Source organism: Saccharothrix algeriensis (assembly GCF_016907655.1).
GTDB lineage: Bacteria > Actinomycetota > Actinomycetes > Mycobacteriales > Pseudonocardiaceae > Actinosynnema > Actinosynnema algeriense.
On the sequence record NZ_JAFBCL010000001.1, the window covers coordinates 6,337,658 to 6,358,424 of the forward strand.

At 74.3% G+C, this 20,767-nt stretch carries 17 protein-coding genes; 8 read left to right on the forward strand and 9 right to left on the reverse strand.

Annotated elements, in window-relative coordinates; translation table 11 throughout:
• Nucleotides 1–445: 445 nt before the first annotated feature.
• The gene (locus tag JOE68_RS28535) at nt 446–700 is read left to right on the forward strand and encodes a hypothetical protein (protein ID WP_204845463.1); all 255 of its coding nucleotides are present in this window, start codon (nt 446–448) and stop codon (nt 698–700) included.
• A gap of 86 nt (nt 701–786) precedes the next feature.
• Nucleotides 787–1,008 carry a hypothetical protein gene (locus JOE68_RS28540; protein WP_204845464.1) on the forward strand — a complete coding sequence of 74 codons (222 nt, stop codon included), beginning with the start codon at nt 787–789 and terminating at the stop codon, nt 1,006–1,008.
• A 118-nt stretch (nt 1,009–1,126) separates the two neighbouring features.
• On the opposite strand, the gene JOE68_RS28545 is transcribed toward JOE68_RS28540, so the two are convergent.
• The gene (locus tag JOE68_RS28545; protein WP_204845465.1) at nt 1,127–3,346 is read right to left on the reverse strand and encodes a heavy metal translocating P-type ATPase; all 2,220 of its coding nucleotides are present in this window, start codon (nt 3,344–3,346) and stop codon (nt 1,127–1,129) included.
• Nucleotides 3,347–3,369: 23 nt separating this feature from the next.
• A complete protein-coding gene (locus JOE68_RS32340; protein WP_204845466.1) occupies nt 3,370–5,253 on the reverse strand; it encodes a bifunctional copper resistance protein CopD/cytochrome c oxidase assembly protein in 1,884 nt (627 codons plus the stop codon).
• A gap of 232 nt (nt 5,254–5,485) precedes the next feature.
• On the opposite strand from JOE68_RS32340, the gene JOE68_RS28555 reads away from it, so the two are divergent.
• The 3 genes from JOE68_RS28555 (at nt 5,486) to JOE68_RS28565 (ending at nt 8,319) form a co-directional block, all read left to right on the forward strand.
• Nucleotides 5,486–6,313 (forward strand): SDR family NAD(P)-dependent oxidoreductase, encoded by an 828-nt coding sequence (locus tag JOE68_RS28555; RefSeq protein WP_204845467.1) that lies wholly within the window; start codon nt 5,486–5,488, stop codon nt 6,311–6,313.
• Between the two features lie 54 nt (nt 6,314–6,367).
• Nucleotides 6,368–7,417 (forward strand): GAF domain-containing protein, encoded by a 1,050-nt coding sequence (locus JOE68_RS28560; RefSeq protein WP_204845468.1) that lies wholly within the window; start codon nt 6,368–6,370, stop codon nt 7,415–7,417.
• Nucleotides 7,418–7,605: 188 nt separating this feature from the next.
• Nucleotides 7,606–8,319: a GGDEF domain-containing protein gene (locus JOE68_RS28565; protein WP_204845469.1), complete on the forward strand. Its 714-nt coding sequence runs from the start codon at nt 7,606–7,608 to the stop codon at nt 8,317–8,319.
• A gap of 29 nt (nt 8,320–8,348) precedes the next feature.
• On the opposite strand, the gene JOE68_RS31530 is transcribed toward JOE68_RS28565, so the two are convergent.
• Together JOE68_RS31530 and JOE68_RS28575 are read right to left on the reverse strand one after the other, a co-directional pair.
• Nucleotides 8,349–9,392, reverse strand: coding sequence for a methyltransferase (locus tag JOE68_RS31530; protein WP_204845470.1), 1,044 nt, complete (start codon nt 9,390–9,392; stop codon nt 8,349–8,351).
• Nucleotides 9,393–10,015: 623 nt separating this feature from the next.
• Nucleotides 10,016–10,891: a class I SAM-dependent methyltransferase gene (locus JOE68_RS28575; RefSeq protein WP_204845471.1), complete on the reverse strand. Its 876-nt coding sequence runs from the start codon at nt 10,889–10,891 to the stop codon at nt 10,016–10,018.
• A gap of 195 nt (nt 10,892–11,086) precedes the next feature.
• Here JOE68_RS28575 and JOE68_RS28580 point away from each other — a divergent pair, with 195 nt between their 5' ends.
• The 3 genes from JOE68_RS28580 to JOE68_RS28590 all read left to right on the forward strand — a co-directional run bounded on the left by JOE68_RS28580 (nt 11,087) and on the right by JOE68_RS28590 (nt 14,392).
• On the forward strand, nt 11,087–12,742 hold the full coding sequence (locus JOE68_RS28580) for a catalase (RefSeq protein ID WP_204845472.1): 1,656 nt from the start codon (nt 11,087–11,089) through the stop codon (nt 12,740–12,742).
• A 186-nt stretch (nt 12,743–12,928) separates the two neighbouring features.
• A complete protein-coding gene (locus tag JOE68_RS28585) occupies nt 12,929–13,510 on the forward strand; it encodes a GNAT family N-acetyltransferase (protein ID WP_204845473.1) in 582 nt (193 codons plus the stop codon).
• Between the two features lie 123 nt (nt 13,511–13,633).
• On the forward strand, nt 13,634–14,392 hold the full coding sequence (locus JOE68_RS28590) for a class I SAM-dependent methyltransferase (protein WP_204845474.1): 759 nt from the start codon (nt 13,634–13,636) through the stop codon (nt 14,390–14,392).
• Nucleotides 14,393–14,416: 24 nt separating this feature from the next.
• Here JOE68_RS28590 and JOE68_RS28595 read toward each other — a convergent pair whose 3' ends face one another.
• The 5 genes from JOE68_RS28595 to JOE68_RS28615 all read right to left on the reverse strand — a co-directional run bounded on the left by JOE68_RS28595 (nt 14,417) and on the right by JOE68_RS28615 (nt 20,739).
• Complete coding sequence (locus JOE68_RS28595) at nt 14,417–15,589, reverse strand: oxygenase MpaB family protein (protein WP_204845475.1); 1,173 nt, start codon at nt 15,587–15,589, stop codon at nt 14,417–14,419.
• A 175-nt stretch (nt 15,590–15,764) separates the two neighbouring features.
• Nucleotides 15,765–16,865, reverse strand: a complete 1,101-nt coding sequence (locus JOE68_RS28600; RefSeq protein WP_204845476.1) for a histone deacetylase-like amidohydrolase — start codon at nt 16,863–16,865, stop codon at nt 15,765–15,767.
• Nucleotides 16,866–16,974: 109 nt separating this feature from the next.
• Nucleotides 16,975–19,086, reverse strand: a complete 2,112-nt coding sequence (locus tag JOE68_RS28605) for a M6 family metalloprotease domain-containing protein (protein WP_204845477.1) — start codon at nt 19,084–19,086, stop codon at nt 16,975–16,977.
• A gap of 571 nt (nt 19,087–19,657) precedes the next feature.
• Complete coding sequence (locus JOE68_RS28610) at nt 19,658–20,269, reverse strand: transposase (protein WP_307819415.1); 612 nt, start codon at nt 20,267–20,269, stop codon at nt 19,658–19,660.
• Nucleotides 20,248–20,739: a winged helix-turn-helix domain-containing protein gene (locus tag JOE68_RS28615; RefSeq protein WP_204840485.1), complete on the reverse strand. Its 492-nt coding sequence runs from the start codon at nt 20,737–20,739 to the stop codon at nt 20,248–20,250. Before JOE68_RS28615 ends, JOE68_RS28610 begins: the two co-directional genes overlap by 22 nt.
• Nucleotides 20,740–20,767 lie beyond the last annotated feature (28 nt).

The following is a 20,767-nucleotide window of genomic DNA, read 5'->3' on the forward strand; positions in this document are numbered from 1 at the left end:
CGGGCGCGCCGGGCCTCCGACCGGGGGAGGACCCGATCGGCCCGGCGCGGGGCCGCGCGGGCCCCCGGTGATCGGAGTCGGCGCAGCACCACCGTACCCCTGTCGATCACATCCGACCTGCGGACGTGATCAGGTCGTCCCCCGGCGTGCCGTCCACTGTGCACGGTCGGGCGCCACCGCTCCTCGACGGCAGGGCCGGTGCGGACGGGCGGAACGCCGCTCCCGGCGTCCACTCCGGAGAGTCGTCCCTGGGGCCGCGCCCCGATCGGGGAGCCGATCCCCGCGAACCGGTCGCGTCGGCTCGCGGCCCCGGGCCACGACCCCGTCGCGCGCCGCCGGCGGCACGGGGGCTCCCCGGCGACCTCGTCGGGCGGCGGGGCCGGATCGGCCCTTGCCCGCCGCGATACCGTCGGACATGCGCTCTTCCGGACGGGAAAGCTGGTGCGTGTCCTCGAGTTCGGGCGGTGAGCTGTTCTTCGCCCTCTACGTCCGCGACGCCCTCGGCCTGCCGTCCACGTCACCGGAGCCGGTACCGCCGCTGGAGCCCGCCGTGGAGCGGTTGTCGGTCGCCCTGCCCGTCGACCGCTCCACGGCGGCGCTGCGGTGGGACCGGTGGTGGGACCGGCTCGTCGGCGCGCGCGTCGCCACCCCGGACGCCCGCCTGCCGCCGGCCGGGTTCCCGACGGGTTCGGGGACCTGACGGCGCGGTTGCGCCGCGACAGCTCGCAGTGGTCCTGGGAGCAATGGGCCGAACAGCGGCGGAGGGGGGAACCGGACACCCGGGACGTGTTCCCCGTGCAGGAGGCGGTCGACCGGGTCAGCCGGGAACTCGGCCGGGACCGGCTGCTGTTCGACCTGTCGATCGAGGAGGTCCCCGTGCGCGGCTTCCTCTGGCGGCGCCTGGGACCCGGGACGGTGCTGGCCTCGACGACCACGCTGCGCTCGCCGCGGGTCGTGGCGGAACTGCGGGCGGTGATCCGCGAGCTGGTCGACGGCGGCACGGGCTGAGCCCCGGCCGGGAGGCCGGACCCCGCGCCGCCGCGCCCGTGCCACCGCTCCCGGCCACCGCACCGACCGCACCGACCGCATCGCCGAAGCCGCTGCCGGTGCCGCCGCCGGTCCCCGGTCACCGGCGGGGCCGGTAGCCGCGCAGGCGCAGGCTGTTGGCCACCACCAGGACCGACGACAGCGACATGGCGGCCCCGGCGACGAGGGGGTTGAGCAGGCCCAGGGCGGCCAGCGGGAGGGCGGCGGCGTTGTAGCCGAAGGCCCAGGCCAGGTTGCCGCGGATCGTGGTCAGGGTGCGGTTGGCCAGCTCGACCGCGTCCGGGATCGCGTGCAGGTCCTCGCGGACGAGGATGACGTCGGCGGCGTGGGCGGCGACGTCGCTGCCGCGCGCCACGGCCATGCCGAGGTCGGCGGTGGCGAGCGCGGGGCCGTCGTTGACGCCGTCGCCGACCATCGCGACCCGGTGGCCGCGGGCGCGCAGGTCCGCCACGGCGGTCGCCTTGTCGACGGGCCGGACGTCGGCGATCACCTCGGTGATGCCGACCTCCGCGGCGACCGCGCGGGCGGCGGCCGGGCCGTCGCCGGTGAGCAGGACGGTGCGCAGGCCCAGGGCGTGCAGGCGGGCGACGGCGTCGGCGGCGGAGGGCCGCACGGTGTCGCGCACGGCGATCCCGCCCACCAGCGCCCCGCCGCGGGCGACGAGCACGCCGGTGGCGGGGCCGAGGCCGGCGAGCCACCGGTCGGCGGCGGGGGAGGCGGCGACCCCGAGCCCGGCCACCAGCTCCGCGCTGCCCACGGCGGTCGGCACGCCCTCGACCTCGCCGCGCGCACCGGCCCCGACCAGCGCCGCGAACCCGGTCACGGCCGGCAGGCCGCCGCCGGCCGCCGCCACGACGGCCGCGGCGATCGGGTGCTCCGAGGCCGCCTCCACCGCGCCCGCCCAGCGCAGCACGTCGCGTTCCGCGGCGTCGCCGAACGCGACGACGCCCACGACGGCCATGCGGCCGGTGGTGACCGTGCCGGTCTTGTCCAGCACCACGGTGTCCACCGCGCGCGAGGCTTCGAGCGCTTCGGGCCCCTTGACCAGGATGCCCAGGCCCGCGGCGCGGCCGACGCCGACCATCAGGGCGGTGGGCGTGGCCAGGCCGAGCGCGCACGGGCAGGCGATGATCAGCACGGCGACGGCGGCGGTGAACGCCTCGCGCGCGCCGTGCCCGGTGGCCAGCCACCCGGCCAGCGTCAGCGCGGTCAGGGCGAGCACCGCCGGCACGAACACCGCGCACACCCGGTCGACCAGGCGCTGCACCGCGGCCTTGCGCTGGGCGGCCTGCTCGGCCAGCGCGCTCATCTGGGCCAGCTGGGTGTTGGCGCCGACCTCGGTGGCGCGCACCACCAGCCGCCCGGTCCGGTTCACCGTGCCGCCGACCACGCGGTCGCCCGGCCCGACGTCCCGGGGCACGGGTTCGCCGTTCATCGCGGCGGTGTCGACCGCGGAGGTCCCGTCGGTGACCACGCCGTCGGCGGGCAGGCCCTCGCCGGGGCGCACGACGAACAGGTCGCCGACCCGCAGCAGCGCGGCGGGCACCGGGTGCTCCGCGCCGTCGCGCAGGACGCGGGCGTCCTTGGCGGCCAGCCCGGCCAGGGCGGTGAGCAGGCCGACGGCGTTGCGGCGCGACCGGGTCTCGAAGTAGCGGCCGGCCAGCAGGAACGTGGTCACCCCGGCGGCGACGTCGAGGTAGACCGCGTCCGCGCCCTCGGCGGTGACCCCGAACCCCAGCCAGTAGCCGGGCCCGGAGGACCCGGCGGCCAGCGACCACACCGCCCAGCCGAACGAGGCCAGCACGCCCAGCGACACCAGCGTGTCCATGCTGGAGGACCCGTGCCGCAGGTTGCGCAGCGCGGCCCGGTGGAACGGCCACGCCGAGAAGGCCACCACCGGCAGGGCCAGCAGCACGCACAGCAGCTCCCAGCCGGCGAACCGCAGCGAGGGCGCCAGGGCCAGGCTGATCGACAGGTTGCCCAGCGGGACGGCCAGCACCGCGGCCACCACGAGCCGGCGCCGCAGGTCGGCCACGGCCGCGGTGTGCGCGGCCCGGTCGTCCTCGGCGCGGTGGCGCACGCGGGCGTCGTACCCGGCCCTGCGCACCGCCTCGATCGCGTCGGCCGCGCCCAGCTCCGCCGGGAGCTGCACGACGGCGCGCTCGGTGGCGTAGTTGACCGAGGCGCGCACCCCGTCGAGCTTGTTGAGCCTGCGCTCGATCCGCGACGCGCACGCCGCGCAGGTCATGCCGGACACGGCCAGCTCCACCGGAGCCGCCGCGCCCGCCGTGGTGGTCATCGGTGCGGTCCTCTTCCCGTGATTCAGTCCCGCCGCCCGGCCAGGTCGGCGAGCATGGCGTTGTAGGCGGCCAGGCGGCCGTCCTCGGCGCTGTCGAGGCGGCGGTCGAGCCGGGTGGCCTCGCGGCGGTCGGCGGCGGCCCACTGGGCCAGCAGCGCCACCACCACGACCAGCATCGGCACCTCGCCGGTCGCCCAGGCGATGCCGCCGCCGAGCCGCTGGTCGGTGAGCAGGTCCGGCACCCACGGCAGGGCCAGGTGGCGGTAGAAGGTCTCGGCGATCACGGTCTGGTGGTTCATCAGCACCACGCCGAAGAACGCGTGGAACGGCATGACCGCGAACAGCAGCCCGAGGCGGCCCAGGTGCGGCAGCGGCCGGGGTGGCCGGTCCGTCCCGACCACCAGCCAGAAGAACACGTACCCGGACAGCAGGAAGTGCAGGTTCATCACCTGGTGCGCCCAGTGGTAGCGCATCGCCTCGCCGAACAGGCCCGAGAAGTACAGCAGGTAGAACGAGCCGACGAACACCACGGCGGCCACCGCCGGGTGCGCCGCCAGCCGCGCGGCCCGGCTGTGGACCAGGGCGACCAGCCACGCGCGCGGCGCGGGCGGCAGGGTGCGCAGGGCCAGGGTGATCGGGCCGCCCAGCACCAGCAGCACGGGGGCGAGCATGTTCAGGGACATGTGCGCGACCATGTGCGCGCTGAACGTCCCCGGCGCGTAGCGGCCCAGGCCCGAGGACGTCACCACCAGCACCACCGCGCAGCCCGCCAGCCACGCCGCCGTGCGCGCGCCCGACCACCGGTCGCCACGCGCGCGCAGCCGCCGCACGCCCACCAGGTACGCCACCGCCGCCGCCACCGCGCCGACGCCGAGCACCAGGTCCGGCCGCCACCCGAGCAGCAGCCCGGCGGCGGAGGGCGCCGCGGGCAGCTCGTAGCCGAGCACGGTCTCCTGCACCGACGGGCGCGCGGTCAGCCAGGTCGGCGGCACCAGGTGCGACAGGCCCACCGACGCGCCCAGCGCCACGCCCAGGCCCACCGCCTCCGCCGCGAGCGGCCGGCGCGCGCCCCAGCGGCGGCGCAGCGCCAACAGCACCGCGCACACCGCCAGCTTGACCGCCAGCAGCAGCCCGTAGCCGGAGACCGGGCCCGCCGGGCCGGCGAGCACCGCGCCGGTCACCGCGCCACTGGCGACCAGCACCACCAGGCACACCAGGGTCAACCGGCGGTAGCGGCGCAGCACCCCCTCGTCGGCGGCGCGCCTGCGCAGGAACCCGCGCAGCGCCACCAGCGCGCCGACCCACACCGCGGCGGCCGGCACGTGCCACACCACCGCGTCGGTCGCCAGGTCGTGCCACGCCCCGACCGACACGTGCCCGGCCACCACCGGCGGCAGCAGCCCCACGACCGCCAGCGCGCACCACAGCACCGCCACCGGCCACGTCAACGTCGCCCGCGCGCCGACCGCCACGACGGAGGCGACCACCGCCACGCCCAGCCACGCCTTGGGCTCCTCGGTCGCGGCGACCAGGTCCACCAGGTGCGCCCGCACCACCCCCGGCGGCTGCCCCGAGGCGTCGCCCGCCGACAGCGGCACCGCCGCGAACGCCGCGGCGGCCCACACCGCCGCCGCGCCGGCCGCCAGCCGGACCGCCGCGTAGGCGTCCGCGGTCAGCCGGCCGCCGCGCGCCGGGGGCACGACGAACGCCGCGAACGCCGCCGCACCCGCCGTCACGGCGCCGGCCGCGTCGGCGACCAGCCGCACCACCGCGAACAGGACCGAGGCCGACCGCCCCGGATCGGTGTCGCCGAGCGCCGAGTGCACGTCGCCCGCCGCGAGCACCACCGCCGCGGCGCACGCCGCCGCCGCACCGCCCGCGAGCACCACGGGCCTGTCAACCTTCACGTCTACACCGGTCGGGTGAACCGGCCGGGTGGTTCCCGGGGATCGCCGCTTCCGGTGGAGGGCGCGCCCGGCCCCGCAGGGCCGCCCGCAGTCGCGCCGGTCGCGGCGGGGTGTCGCCGGGGGAAGTCGGACCGGGTGGGGCAGAGTCCTGCACCGGGGTCCGCCGCGGCGGACCCCGTCGGGGTGGGGCGGAGCCGGGTGGGACACGCCGGCGTCGAGCGGGAGGTGCGGGGTGGGCGCGTACGCCGGGCGGGTCGCGGTGATCACGGGCGCGGGGTCGGGGATCGGCCGGGCGCTGGCGCTGGCCCTGGCGGCGCGCGGCGCGCGGCTGGCCCTGTCCGACCTGGACGCCGACGCGGTGGGCGAGACCGGGCAGCGGTGCCGGTCGCTGGGCGCGGTGGCGCGGGTCGACGTGCTGGACGTGACCGACCGGTGCGCGGTGGCGGCCTACCCGGAGCCGGTGGTGGCCGGGTTCGGGCGGGTGGACGCGGTGTTCGCCGTCGCCGGGGTGATCCACGTCGGGGCGCTGGTGGACTCCGAGGTGGCCGACGTGGAGCACGTGCTCGACGTCAACGTGCGCGGCGTGGTGCGCACGGCGGCGGCCTTCCTGCCGCACCTGATCGCCTCCGGCGACGGCAGGCTGGTGACCGTGTCCAGCGCGTTCGGCCTGGCCGGCGTCCCGTACTACAGCGCCTACAGCGCGTCCAAGGCGGCGGTGCGGGGGTTCACCGCGGCCCTGCGCCAGGAGCTGGTCGCCGACGGGCACCCGGTGGCGGTCACCTGCGTGGTGCCGGGCGGCGTCCGCACGCCGATCATGCGCCACGGCCGGTACGCCGCCGGCGAGGACCCCGCCGCGGTGGCCGCGGTGTTCGACCGCAGGATCGCCCGGACCGACGCGGGCGCGGCGGCGCGGGCGATCCTGCGCGGCGCCGAGCGGCGGCGGGCCGAGGTGCTGGTCGGGCCGGACGCGCAGGTCGTGTCGTGGTTGGTGCGGCTGCTCGGCAGCTCCTACCAGAACGTCCTGCCGCGCCTGCTGCGCGGCGGGTCGCCCCGGCGCTAGGCTTCCGCCCCCAGGGGGTCCGTTCCGGCGCCGGGTTGGGCGAGCGACGACGGCATGGGGGTGGTGGCGGTGGCCGGGAAGTGGCTGCTGATCGAGACGTTCGGCGGGGAGGGGCACGAGGAGCCGACGGTCATCGGCGTGGGCAGCAGCCCGCGGCGCATGGTGCCGTTGAAGTCCGTGCTCGGCAGGGGTCGCCACCTCGACGACGTGCGCGCCCTGGTGGCGCGGGTGGTGGCGGCGCGGCGGCCGGTGGAGGCCGGCACGGCCGACGGGCGGCGGCGCATGGTCGGCCTGCCGCTGGTGACGTTCGCGGGCCGGGTGCACGGCGTGTACGCGTGGCTGGGCGAGCACGACGAGCAGCCGCCGCCGCGGGACCCCGCCGGGGCCTGGTACTTCAACCTGTCCACGGACAAGATCGGCGGGTCGGACGACCTGCTCGACCTCTACGGCGTGGCACCGGCGGACCGCCGCACGCAGCGGGCCACCGCGGAGGCGTTCGGCCGGCTGGTCACCAACGCGGACGAGTCCGCGGCGCTGGCGGTGATCGTCCGGTCCACGCCGGGCGCGGAGCACCAGGCGACGTGGACGGTCCGGCGCGACGACGGCAGCCTGCGCGCGGCGAACTTCGCCTGCCGCGCGGTGGAGGAGACGACCGAGGACGGCCGGGTCGAGGTCGTGCTGCACGGCATCACCCACGACATCGGCCCCGCCGACACCACGCCGAGCGCGCCGCCGCCCAGGCCGGTGGTGCTGGCGCAGCAGGTGCTCGCGGCCGAGCGGGAACCGGGCCGCCACCGGGCGATCCTCAACCTGCGCAACCTGACCCTGCTGCGGTGGCTGGACGACCCGATGCCCGGCGTCGCCTGGGAGCTGGCCGCCGAGCGGCCACCGGGCATCCACCCCGACGACCTGCCCGTCGCGAAGGAGCTGTCCAGGGGGCTGGCGACCGCCGGCCGGGTGGAGGGCGTGGTCCGGGTGCGGTCGACCACCGGCGGCTGGCTGCCGGTGCACCTGGTGGCGAACCTGATGCTGCTCGACCAGCACACCACGGCCGCGCTCGTGACGCTGTCGGACCCCGATCACCCGAACGGCCCCCGCCGGTGACCCGCCGTAGCGCGCCGGTTGCTCCGGGTGTCCCATCCTGATTGACGGGTGATCCACCGCTTCGTACCCTGTCCACGCCCCCACAGCAGTGGGTTGGGTCGGTTCTGTCGCCCTCGCACCGGTCCCCGCGCGCAGTGATCAGCAGGCCGTCCCGGTCTGCCGGATCGACGTGACCCGGGGGGGTCGACATGATCGACACGACGCGATCGAACGACGACGCCGGAGGCCGCGACGCGGCCCGGTGCGGTCTTCTCGCCGGCCTGCGGCGCCTGGCCGCACGGCGCTCACGCCGCCGTTCACCGGCTTCCGGGCAGTGCTGCCCCGCGTGCGGCACGCCGCTGGAGAGCAGGTGGACGCTCGACGGCCACACCGGTCTGCTGGTCTGGGGGGCCTGGCAGGACGACGCGGACGCCGCCCTGGCCTGGGCGCGGCGCGCGGACCGGCAGTGCGCCCTGCTGCTGGTCGACCTCGACCGGTTCAAGACCATCAACGACTCCCACGGGCACCTGGCGGGCGACGCGGTGCTCACGGCGGTGGCCGACGTCCTGCGCTCGGCGACCCGCCGCGGCGACGTCGTGGGCCGGTACGGCGGTGACGAGTTCGTCGTGCTGCTGGCCCCGGCGGACGCCGCGGAGGCGTCCCGGATCGCCCGGCGCGTCACCCGCGGCATCCGGGAGCTCGTCGTCCCGGTGACCACGACGGCCGGGGAGGTGGTCGCCGTCGACCGGCTGTCCGCCTCCGTCGGCCTCGCGCTGGCCGACGAGGGGACCGACCTGCGGTGCCTGCTGCTCCGGGCGGACGCGGCCCTGCTGTCCGCCAAGCGGCACGAGGACGACCACGTCGTGCGGTCCATCGCCGACGCCCCGCGGCCGAGGTCGTGGCGGCGCGCCGCCCACGGGTAGGGCCGGTCGGCGATCGGGGGCGCACCCGATCAGGGGGCGACGACGCCCTCCACGATCGACAGCCGGGTGTCGGTGGGGACGACCCGGGTCAGGCGGAGGCCGGCCCGGGCGAACAGGCCGTCGAACTCGGCGCGGGTGCGCTCCCGCCCGGGCATCGAGCTCATCATGAGCAGGTCGATGACCTTGCCCGGGTCGGGGTCGTTGCCCGGCGGGACGACCGCGTCGACCACCAGCACCCGGCCGTGCTCGCGGGCGGCGCGCCGGCAGTGGCGCAGGACCCGGACGCAGCGCTCGTCGTCCCAGTCGTGCAGGATCCGCTTGAGCAGGTAGACGTCGCCGGGCGGGGCCTCGGCGAAGAAGTCGCCGGCCGCCGACTCCCAGCGGTGGTCCGCGCCGAGTTCGCCGAGCCGGTGCCCCTCCAGCACGTGCGGCCGGTCGAACAGCACCCCGCGCAGCCCGGGGTGGGCGCGCAGCACGGCCAGCAGCAGCCCGCCGTGCCCACCGCCGACGTCCACCACCACGGCCTGCGAGGGGAAGTCGCAGGCCCGGGCGACCAGGGGGTTCTCCGGGTCCGACATCGACGCCATGCCGACGTGGAAGACCGCCGCGGTGTCGGGGTCGCGGGCGAAGTGGTCGAAGAACGGCATCCCGAACAGCCGCTCGAACGGCGAGGTCCCGGTGCGCACGGCTTCGTCCAGCTCGCCGGCGGGCTGCCAGGACGTCCTGTCGGTCAGCATCAGGATCGCCGAGCGGAACGACGACGGCACGTCGGAGCGCAGCAGCTCCGCGGTCGGCGTGAGCGCGAACCGACCGGCGCCGTCCTCCACGAAGATCCCGCGAGTCGCCAGCAGGCGCAGCGTCCGGTGCAGGTTGAGCGGATCCGCGCCCACCGCTCCGGCCAGCTCGGCGACGGGCCTCGGCCCTCGCACCAGGTGGTCCGCCTCCCCCAGCACCGCCGCCACGCGCAGTGCGGCGGGGAACAGGTAGCCCATCGCGTGGTCCATGAGGGCGAAACGGGGATCGACCTCCGCCGGCCGGTCGACCGGCCCGGGGAGGGCTTCAGCAGTCGCCACGCACTGCACAGAACATTTCACGGAGGGTGATCACCAGCGGCAGCCGCGCAGCCGCTCCGCGCGGCGGCACTCCAGCCCTCCCCACAGGCCGCGCTCCGCGCGGCGGCGCTTCAGCGCAGCCGTGTGCCTCGTGTTCTCCCCGTACGGCCTGGGCGCAGCCCAATCATCTTTGTCGGGGGGTGTCAAGCACGCTTCACCGCTTGACACCCCCCGACAAAGATGATTGCCTCCGGCAGGCCGTACGGGGAGAACACGACGCACTTCCCTCCTCCTTGGGGGCCTCTCGGCCGCTCTTCATACCAAGGTCGCGCACCGATCCAGGAAATATTTGGTGCGGTACGGATCCAAGCTGAAGAGCTTTAAAGAGTCCTCGCCGGACAGGCAGACCGCCAAGGAGAATGAAAAGAAACAGCGGTCGTGTTCCCCCCGCATGACCTGTCAAAGACGACCATGCTTTTCCTGGGGGTGCAAGCGAAAAGCGTGCTTGCACCCCCAGGAAAAGCATGGTAGCCCTCCGGGCAGGCCATACGGGGAGAACACGAGAGCACCGGTCTGCACGGGGCGTGCCAAGAGCTACGAGCAAAAGCCACAAGCCGATCCGAAGTGGTTGCCGTGCGGGAGTGCTAGAGGACCAGGTACTGCTGCCCCGGCATGAAGTCGCCGAGCGGGACTGCCGTCGTCCCCGCCGCGAGCACGGCTCCGGTGAACGGGTCCCCGGCGTGCATGGCCAGCAGGAGGGAACCGGCGCCGAACCAGCGGCGCTCCACCACATCCGCCCTCGCCTTCGGAGTGCTCTCGTTGAGCGCCCAGTTGGAGATGAACAGGTCCGCGGCCACCTCCGTCGCACCGACCAAGCCGATCGGCACGAGGTTGACGCGCCCGGGAACCGGCAGGACCGGAGGGGAGTCGTGCAGGACGACCCGTTCCTCGCCGAGCGCTGCCGACAAGTACAGCCACTGCACCGCGCTGAAGATCGGGGTGTCGAAGACGACGCAGGTCGGCTCGCCGCTGTGCAGGGCGACGATCAAGCGCATCAAGGCGCCGAACCCGCCACCCCACTCCACGACCGTGGCCGCGTCGTCGATCCGCCGCCCGGTCGCCTCCTGGTAGCGCAGCAGGTGGAACATCTGGTGCACGGTGTTCGACGTGGTGCGCGTCCCGGTGCCCGACAACGTCACCGTCGGGGGGTCGCCGACCGGAGGCTCGGCGAGCAGGCGCTCATCGGCGAGGTGCGAGCGGACGTAAGGGAGTTCGTGTGGCAGCACCCGTTCGCCGACGAACATCTGGAACGCGATCGACGGGTGGCGGAGGAAGTCGCGAGGGGGAAAGGGCAGCAGGTCGCGTTCGAGTTCGGCGTTGCGCTGCGCCCAGTCCGCGCGCACGTACCGCTCGTCCACCCAGGGCCGCACCGCGGCGACCCGCTCGGCGAAGCGCTGTGCCGGCCCGGCGAAGACCGGGTCGTCGCGGGAAGCGCGCTGCCGGTCGTCTGCTGAGTGCATGTCGACTCGCTACCCCGTGCACCGCTTGTGAAACCCGCGGTGACGGGCGCAGGGGAGTGGCTGTCGGCCACACTGAGCTACGAACCGTCACGCCACCCGACGAGTTGCGCTCGTCTCGTTATCCCGACCCCGATCCCGGGTAGGCCGAAAGGAGCAAAACCGCGCACGACGGTGCAGAAGGGACCACGCGAGCTGATGACTGACGTGGCGAGCAAGGGGCCGGAGCAGGGCGACGACCGCCCGGTGCTCACCAACCGACAGGGGCACCCGGTCTACGACAACCAGAACCAGCGGACGGTGGGGCCGCGCGGCCCGGCCACGCTGGAGAACTACCAGTTCCTGGAGAAGATCAGCCACTTCGACCGCGAGCGCATCCCGGAGCGGGTGGTGCACGCGCGCGGTGCGGTGGCGTTCGGGCACTTCGAGAGCTACGGCAAGTGGGGCGACGAGCCGATCTCGTCCTACACGCGGGCGAAGCTGTTCCAGGAAGCGGGCAAGCGGACCGACGTGGCGGTGCGGTTCTCCACCGTCATCGGCGGGCGGGACTCGTCGGAGTGCGCCAGGGACCCGCGCGGCTTCGCGGTGAAGTTCTACACCGAGGACGGCAACTGGGACCTGGTCGGCAACAACCTGGCGGTGTTCTTCATCCGCGACGCCATCAAGTTCCCGGACGTCATCCACGCCCTCAAGCCCGACCCCGTGACGTTCCGGCAGGAGCCGAACCGGATCTTCGACTTCATGTCGCAGACGCCGGAGTCGATGCACATGCTGGTCAACCTGTTCAGCCCGCGCGGCATCCCGGCCGACTACCGGCACATGCAGGGCTTCGGCGTGAACACCTACAAGTGGGTCAACGCCGAGGGCGTCACGCACCTGGTCAAGTACCACTGGATGCCCAAGGCGGGCGTCAAGAGCATGACCGAGGCCGACGCCGCGAAGATCCAGGGCACCGAGCTGGGGCACGCGACGAAGGACCTGTACGAGTCGATCGAGCGCGGCGACCACCCCGAGTGGGAGCTGCTGGTGCAGGTCATGTCCGACGACGAGCACCCGGAGCTGGACTTCGACCCGCTGGACGACACCAAGGTGTGGCCGGAGAACGAGTTCCCCGCCAAGCCGGTCGGCCGCATGGTGCTCGACCGCAACGTGAGCGACTTCTTCGCGGAGAACGAGCAGATCGCGTTCGGCACCGGCGTGCTGGTCGACGGCCTGGACTTCTCCGACGACAAGATGCTCGTGGGTCGCACGTTCTCCTACAGCGACACCCAGCGCTACCGGGTCGGCCCGAACTACCTCCAGCTCCCGGTCAACCAGCCGAAGAACGCCCGGGTGCGCACCAACCAGCGCGACGGGCAGATGGCCTACCACGTGGACTCCGGCGGGGAGAACCCGCACGTCAACTACGAGCCGTCGATCACCGGCGGGTTGCGGGAGGCGCAGTACCCCACGACGGACGACCAGGGGCCGGTGATCGAGGGCCGGGTGACGCGCAAGCGCATCCCGCGCACGAACGACTACCAGCAGGCCGGTCAGCGCTACCTGCTCATGGAGCAGTGGGAGCGCGACGACCTGGTGCACAACTTCGTGACGCTGCTCTCGCAGTGCGACCGGCCGATCCAGGAGCGCATGGTCTGGCACTTCCTGCTCGTGGAGGACGACCTCGGCCTGCGGGTCGGCGAGGGGCTCGGCATCAAGCCCCAGGACGTCGCCCACCTGCAGCCGCTGGCCAGCCAGGACCTGACCGACCAGGACCGCGAGCGCCTGGAGAACCTCGGCGCGAACGGGCCGCGGGACGTCGCCGACCTGGAGATGACGCACTGCGTCCCCGACGAGCGGGTCCGGCTCGCCTGACGGGAACGGCTCGGGGCGCGACCCCGCACGGGCGGCCGGATCGTCCGGAAGTGTTGAGCAGGCAGCACTTCCGCGCGGTCCGGCCGCCCGTCGCGCGGGCGGGGGCCGGAAAGCGGATTGCCCCGCCGGGCGGGGTGCGGCGATGCTGGCCCGGACCGCCGCACCCGACCCCGCGGAAAGGCCGTGATGTTCTCGATCCCCCTCGGCGACGACGGCGCCGGACTGCACCCGCTCGAACCGTGGCAGGCGGAGGAGTTCCTGGCCCACGTCGACCGGGGCCGGGAGTTCATCGGCCGGTACACGGGGTTGGCCGACGCCGTCACGGACCTGGCGTCGAGCCGCGCGTACCTGCAGGGCTACGCGGACCGGGCCGCGGCGGACACCGGGCGGATCTGGGGGACCCGGCTGGACGGCGTGCTGGTCGGCGGCGTGCTCTTCCGGGCGCTCGACGTGGCCCGGGGCACCGCCGAGGCGGGCTGCTGGCTGGAGCCGTCGGCGGCGGGCCGGGGCCTGGCGACGCGGGCCGCGCGGGTGATCATCGACTGGGCCGTCCGGCAGCGGGGCGTGCACCGGGTGGAGTGGTTGGTCGCCGCGGGGAACGACAGCAGCGTCGCGGTGGCCCGGCGGCTCGGGATGACCAGGGACGGCGTGCTGCGGGAGCACTTCCCGCACCGGGGCGAGCGGTACGACACGGAGGTGTGGTCGGTGCTGGCGCCGGAGTGGGAGGCGGGCGGGCACGGCTCGGCGGCGCTTCGACGCCCGCGGTGACGCCCGGCGCGGGGACGCGGAGTTCCGCGCCCGCCGGCCCGGCCGGGGGCGCACCGGGTTTCACCCGGGCGCCGCGGCGGCGCGGGGTTACAGTGGCGATCGGTCCGGATCGCGTGGAGGGGCGTGAGCGCCGTGTCGACCAGCGCGGAGGAAATCGCTGCCGGGTACGAGGAATACGACGACCTGCCCGAACGGGTGCTGGGGTACCCGACGGCGTTCTCGGCGCTGCGACTGGGCGCGCCCGACGTGCGCACGGTGCTCGACTACGGCTGCGGACCGGGCAAGGTCGCGCTCCGCGTGGCCGAGGGGTACGGGGCGCGGGTGCACGCGGTCGACATCTCGGCCCGGATGCTGGCGATCGCGCGGGCTCGGCGGGCGCACCCGCTCGTGGCGTACCACCTGGTCGAGGGCGCTTCGCTGCGGTTCCTGCCCGATGACTCGGTCGACGCCGCCCTGTGCTGCTTCGTGTTCGTCACCGTGGCCGAGGCCGACCGGCTGCGGGAGGTCTGCGCGGAGGTCCACCGGGTGCTGCGGCCGGGCGGGCGCTTCGCCGTGCTCGACGTCAACCCCGACGCCACCGGGATCCGCTTCTCGACCTTCCGCACCGGCGAGCCGGGCGCCCGCTACCGGCCCGGCCAACAGCGCCCCACGTGGCTGCACCTGCCCGACGGCGGCGTGCTCGACCTCGCCGACCACCACTGGCCCCGCTCCGCGTACCGGGCCGCGCTGGCCGGGGCCGGGTTCGGCGACATCGCCTGCGCCGCGCCGCTGCTCGGCGGGGCCGACGCCCCGGCGGAGGCGCCGCCCGGCTCGCTGCTGGACGTGGAGCGCCCCGCCGAGGCCCTGCACCCGCCCTTCCTGGTCACCTCCGGGGTGAAGTGACCGCACCCGGCCCCGGGCAGCCGGTCAGGCCGACCCGGAGGGGACCGGCCCGCCCGCCGGCTCCGCCCCGGCGGGCGCGGGGCACCGGCCGCCGGCCGTCCAGCGCTCCTGCAGGTCGGTCGGGATGCTGAGGGTGGTGGACTGGCCGTCGGTGAGGTTGCGGACGCTGCCGCCGAGCAGCAGCGCGCCGGCGCGGTCGAGGATCGCGGTGGCCAGGGCGCTGTTGTCCTCGGAGCGCTCCAGCGCCCGCACCAGGCGGGTGCCCAGCCGCACCGCGCCGGCCCAGCCGCGCGAGTTCGGGACCTGCATCCAGTCGGCGACCTCGGGGTCGACCACCTGGCGCACCATGGCGGCCACGACGCCGTCGAAGACCTTGCCGGGGAACAGCCGCTCGTACAGGTCCAGCAGGTGGCGGGTGAGCACCTGCCCCTCCGGCGACGGCCCGTAGGACGCCTCGACCATCGTGGCGCTCAACTCGCGGGCGTCGTCGAGGGACTCGGGCAGGGCCTCGACGGGGATGCCGAGCATGGCCCCGGCCACGCGCCAGACGTAGTAGTAGTCGGCGGCCTCCTCCTCGGTCACCGAGATGCCGATGCGGCGCATCCCCTCGACCACCTGGACGGAGAAGATCAGCAGGGCGCCGACCATGTCCTGCTGGCACACCGGCACGCCGTCGACGGCGACGTCCCAGCGGCCCGACGCGGTCAGGTAGTGGCGCACGGCGGCGTGGATGAGGCGGGTCTTCTGGATGGCCGGCACGAACGAGCCCCCGGAGCCGAAGGCGTCGCGGCCCATCATGTACATCACGAACTGGGAGGTCTCCGACAGCCGCCGGTGCGGCTGGTTGAGGCCGTGCGTCAGGGTCAGCGCGCGGGAGGCGCGGGGCTGGGCGTAGCAGTTGACCATCGCGCCGAAGGTGAGCACCGAGGCGACGTGCACGCCGTCGTCGACGAAGAACTCGTAGGCCCGCGCCACCCGGTCGTGGTCCACCCACTCCGGCGGGGCGTCGGTGGCGATCAGGAACTGCCGCACCGGGTCGGGCAGCTGCTCGGGAATGGGCTGGTCGTTGGTGCGGAAGTGCTCCAGCACCTCGTTGACCGCGCCGATCCGGCCGGTGGCGACCAGGTCGGCGATGACGGCGTCGGCGAGCGGGTCGCCCTGGAACTTCAGCGCTTCGACGCCGGCGGTGTCGATCACGGGAGGCCAACTTTCGCTCGGTGGTGGGAACTCCACTCCACTCTTCGTTCCGACCCGTGACCAGAACACGATCCGGTGGTTTGTGAACGAACTCCTCTACTCGGAGTGCTCAATCCGCAGCGAGCGGAGGCCCGTCGGGTGGTCCCGCGACGTCGGGACCACCCGACGGGCCCGGTCAGCCGATGTCGCCGAGCAGCTCCTCCGCCGCCGCGATGGCGGCGTCCTGGTGCGGCTGGAGCTCCTGCTGGCCCAGGTCGTCGAACCCGAACGGGACGTCCAGCGGGTCCTCGACGCCCGCCAGCACCTCGATCACGGCGTTCGCGCAGAACGGCACGTAGGCCGGGTCGTACCCGCCCTCGTGCGCGCACACGACCCGGCCGTCGCACAGCTCCTCCGCCGCGCCCACCACCATCTTCGCGATCTCGCGGTACCCCTTGGGGGTGACCATCATGCGGCCCAGCGGGTCCAGCGCGCTGGCGTCGAAGCCCGCCGCCACCACCACCAGGTCCGGCCGGAACCGGTGCAGCGCGGGCAGCACGACCCGGCGCACCGCCTCCAGGTAGCCGCCGTTGCCGGTGCCCGGGGGCAGCGGCAGGTTCAGGGTGTAGCCGAAACCGGCCCCGGCGCCGCGCTCGGTGAGGAACCCGGAGTCCGACGGGAACATCCGGTCCTGGTGCAGCGAGAGGGCGAGCACGGCGGGGTCCTCGTAGAACACCGCCTGGGTGCCGTTGCCGTGGTGCACGTCGATGTCCACGACCGCGACCCGCTCGACGCCGCGCGACCGCCGCGCGGCCTGCACCGCGATGGCGATGTTGCCGAACAGGCAGAAGCCCATGCCGGAGTCGGGCACCGCGTGGTGGCCCGGCGGGCGGACCAGGGCGTAGGCGTTGTCCACCTCCCCGTCCAGCACGGCCTCCACGGCGCGGATCACGCCGCCGGCCGCGAGCCGCGCGATGTCCACCGACCCGCGCCCGAACGGGGTGCCGCCGTCGCCGCCGTCGCCGCCCGTGTCGTTGGCGTCGACCAGCCGCTGGAGGTGGCCGGGCGTGTGCACGAGCAGGATCTCCTCGTCGGTGGCCTGCCGCGGCGTGAGGCGGGTCAGCCGGTCGATCAGCCCGGTCGCCACCACCAGCTCGTGCACCCGGCGCTTGGCGTCGTCGTTCTCGATGTGCCGGTACGGCTGGATGCCCCGCCGGGAGTCCGCGGGCGCCAGGCGCGCGTGCGTCCCCGTGTCGTGCCAGCCGTACAACTCGTGGTACACGTAGCCGCTCGCCATGGGCCGATCCTGGCCTCGGAGCCACCGGGCGTCCAGGCACTGATGCGGAGTAGCGGCGACGGATGCGGCCGGGGGCGGGCGCGTCGCGCGCCCGCCCCCGGATCCGGGGTCAGCGGCCGAACACGGTGCAGGTGGAGGTGGAGGTCTTGGACGGGTCGCTCTCCGAGGTGGCCTTCAGGGTCACCCTGGTCAGCGGCGGCCCGCCGGCCCGCTTCACGTGCACCGGCACCTGGACCAGCCGGCCGGCCTCGGCCGCGGCCAGCTCGTTGGGCACCGCCACCGCCCAGCCGGGGCCCTCCGCGGTGGCCGAGACGCGGTAGACGTCGCTGCCGAGGTACCGGCGGACGTCCTCCGGGTGCCCCCCGGCCGCCACCGCGCCGCGACCGGTGTTCAGCAGCGGGAACCGGCACGTCGCCACGCCGTCCGAGCCGGTCCGGCCGGCGGTGGGCAGGACCCGCACGCCCCGCTGTTGCGGGCCCGCGCCGTCCAGCGACCGGATGGCGACCGTGTAGGACAGCACGCCCCGGTCGTCGCGCTCGACGCCCAGGACGTAGAAGTGCAGGCGGTTGGCCCGGTCGACGTGCTCGTACTCGCTGCCGGAGTTCGTGCCGGCGTGGAACAGGGCGTCCGACAGCTGCCGGTAGTCGCCGATCGTGATGGGCACCCCGGTCCCGTCCGGCAGGACGTAGTCGGTCATCCCGATGTCCTGCGGGTTGGCGTCGACCACCCAGGCGAACGGCGCGCGGTCCTCGTTCTTGGTCTTGGCCAGCAGCACGCCCGCGTCCGGCGTGAACGAGTCCGAGCCCATCCGGTCCACGACCTCGACGGTGTAGTTCTGGTAGCCGCCGCCGTCGCAGAGCGGGTCGGTCCGCACGTCGCAGGCGGGGGAGAGGTCGCCGGCGCCGAGTTCGACGTTGACGCCCGAGAGCCCCTCCGGCCCCGGCTGCACGGTCCGGGCGGTGACCCGGGCGACCACCACGCCGGAGCCCGCGAGCGCTTCCCGCGACAGCCGCAGCACGTTGCGCTCGTCCACGATGCCGAGCTTGATCTTGTTGCGCAGCACGTGCTGGGCGCCCATGGACCCGCCCGCGGTCGCCGGGACGACCCACCGGGAGTGCGGGCCGCCGGGCCCGTTGAACGAGCCGCGGGACAGCATGTCCCAGATGCCGGTGTAGGCGCGGCGCGGCGGGTTGCCGTACGGGTTGTTGTAGTTGTCGCCGATGCCCAGCAGGTGGCTCAGCTCGTGGGCGTACACGCCCTGGCCGGAGCTCTCCGCCTGCGTGGACGAGCCGTTGCCGGCGTTGGGCCACAGGCTCGAACCCGCCGCCCACGACGTCCAGTCGACGTACCGGGTGCGCGACCAGTTCGGCAGGGCGTCGTCGGGCGGGCCGAACTCGTCGGGCACGTCCTCCTTCGTCGGGAACTTCATCACCCCGAACTCCTGCCAGGTGCCCGACTCGTCCTGGCCGGCGGACAGGAAGTAGACGAAGTCGAACCCCGCCGGGACGGCGGAGCCGACATCGGCGACCCAGGCCGCTCGGCCGTCGGTGCGCAGGTCGCGGTCGCACCGGTCGCCCGCCGGGCAGCCGGAGCCCTCCTGGAACTCCATCGCGTACTCGTGGTCGTCGCCCGGCATGGTGTACGGGCCGAACGCCGTCAGGTCGACGCCGTAGCGCCCGCCGGAGTCCTCCATCCAGTACTCGTGCACGGTGTGCCCGCGGTTGAGTTCGTTCGGCTTGTTGAGGAAGTCCTGGTAGAACTGCGCGACCCGGTCGCGCGGGATGTCGTGGGCCTCCGCGCTGGGGTTGCCGAACACCGTCGACTCCCGCGGCTGCGTCACGACGAACGGCTGGTTCGGGTAGTCCAGCAGCACCAGCGCGCCCTTGAACGTCCGCACCGACCCCTTGACGGTCGGGTCGGCCCAGTTGGTGCCGGGAATCCCGCGGTAGTCGCGCTCCCACGTCATGTGGTCGGGGTTGACCCAGTTCTGCGGGTCGATCGGACCCGGGAAACCGGCCTGCGCCGCCACGCGGGCGGGGTCCCGGGCCTCCTGCCACGGCTGCTGCTGCGGCCAGTGGTCGTACTGCCAGGGGTGCGGCGGTCCCTCGGGGGGCGCGGCGAGCGCGCCGGCGTTGCCCGCGGTCAGCGCGGCGACGGAGAACAGCGCGGCCACCAGGAGTGCGGGTCGCCCGCGCCGACGACGGATCGGTGTGTGGTACATGCCACCTCCGAAGTGTTGATCCACACACGCTAACCGCCGCCAAACCCCCGACACGCCCCCCGAACCCGTTGTCAGTTGACAAAGGTGCACCCCTGCACTTGGCACGAGGGACCGCGCACCCAGTGCGCACACCGGTCGCTTCGTGTTCTCCTCCCCGTACGGCCTGGGCGCAGCCCGATCAGGTTTTCTGGGGGGTGTCAAGCACGCTTTTCGCTTGACACCCCCCAGAAAACCTGATTGCCTCTGGCAGGCCGTGCGGGGAGGAGAACACGACCGCTCTTTCTTTTCCTCCTCCTTGGGGGCCTCTCGGCCGCTCTTCATACTTGTGCCGCGCACCGATCCGGGTGAGATTTGGTGCTGTACCGCCCGAGGCTGAAGGGATTAAAAGAGTCCTCGCCGGACAGGCAGGCCGCCAAGGAGGAGGAAGAGCAAGGGCGGTCGTGTTCCCCCCGCATGACCTGTCAAAGACAACCATGCTTTCTTGGGGGGTGCAAGCGAAAAGCGTGCTTGCACCCCCAGGAAAAGCATGGTAGCCCTCCGGGCAGGCCATACTGATCTTCAATTGTTGGGGTCAGGTTGGTTCGGGGGTGAGGGTCAGGCCGGTGTGGGCGAGGAATCCGTCGAGCAGGTCGGGCCGGTTCCGGATGAGGCGGAGTCGGCGGCGCACGATCGGGACCAGGTCGTTCAGACCGACGGGGGCGAGGTTGGCCAGACCGCGTTTGAGGTGTGACCACACCCCTTCCACCGGGTTGAGTTCCGGGGCGTAGGCGGGTAGTCGGATCACGTGCAGCCAGTCCCGGGCGGCGAGGGCGGGCCGTATCCGGGCGCTGATGTGCCGGTCGAGGTTGTCCCAGATCAGCACGATCGGGCCGCCCAGGCGACGGTGGGCGTCGTCCAGCAGCGCGAGGTAGTGCCGCTCGAGGAAGCTGCGCGGGGCCGGCGGGCTGCGGCGGCGGTGGTGCACGAGCACCCGGTGCAGCAGCCGGGTGCGTTCGCCGGGTTTGACGCAGAGCAGGCCGGCCACCGAGATCCGACCCTGGGAACCGGCCCAGTAGGGCAGGACCGGGGTGTGGCCGCGCCTTGCCCAGGTGCGGGCCTTGTGCGGGCGGGTGTTGCAGCCGGTCTCGTCCTCGAAGCACAACCAGGCGCCCAGGTCCGCGGCTAGGGTTTTCCCCGCGCCCACGACTCCCGCCGCCAGGCGGTGACCGCGGCCTCGTCACGGCGGTCGGCCCGCCGGGCCGGCACCTGGGGGCTGTAACCGATGCGGTGCAGCACCAGCGACATCCCGGCCGGGGTGTAGCGCACCGCGAACAACCGCGCGACCAGCTCCGCGACCCTGGCCAGGGTCCAGCGTCGATCCTCGGTGTACCCGTGGGCGGCCGGCCCCTGCTCCAGGGCCTGGACCAGCCGGTCGAGCCGGGCCCGGTCCAGACGGCAGTCCGGCCCGCCCGGCCCCCTGGAGCGCAGGGCCTGCCGGCCCCCGGCACGCCACAAACGCCGCCAGGCATAGGCGGACTTGGTCGACACCCGCAGACCACGAGCGACCTCGCAGGCGCCCACACCACGCTCGAACCAGTCGGCGGCCTGCATCCGCACCGCCTCACGTCGGGCCCGTTCCCGTCCGGTCAGGCCACCACCATCGGGATAGCGCATACCCCACGGGTACCCCCGGGACAGCCCC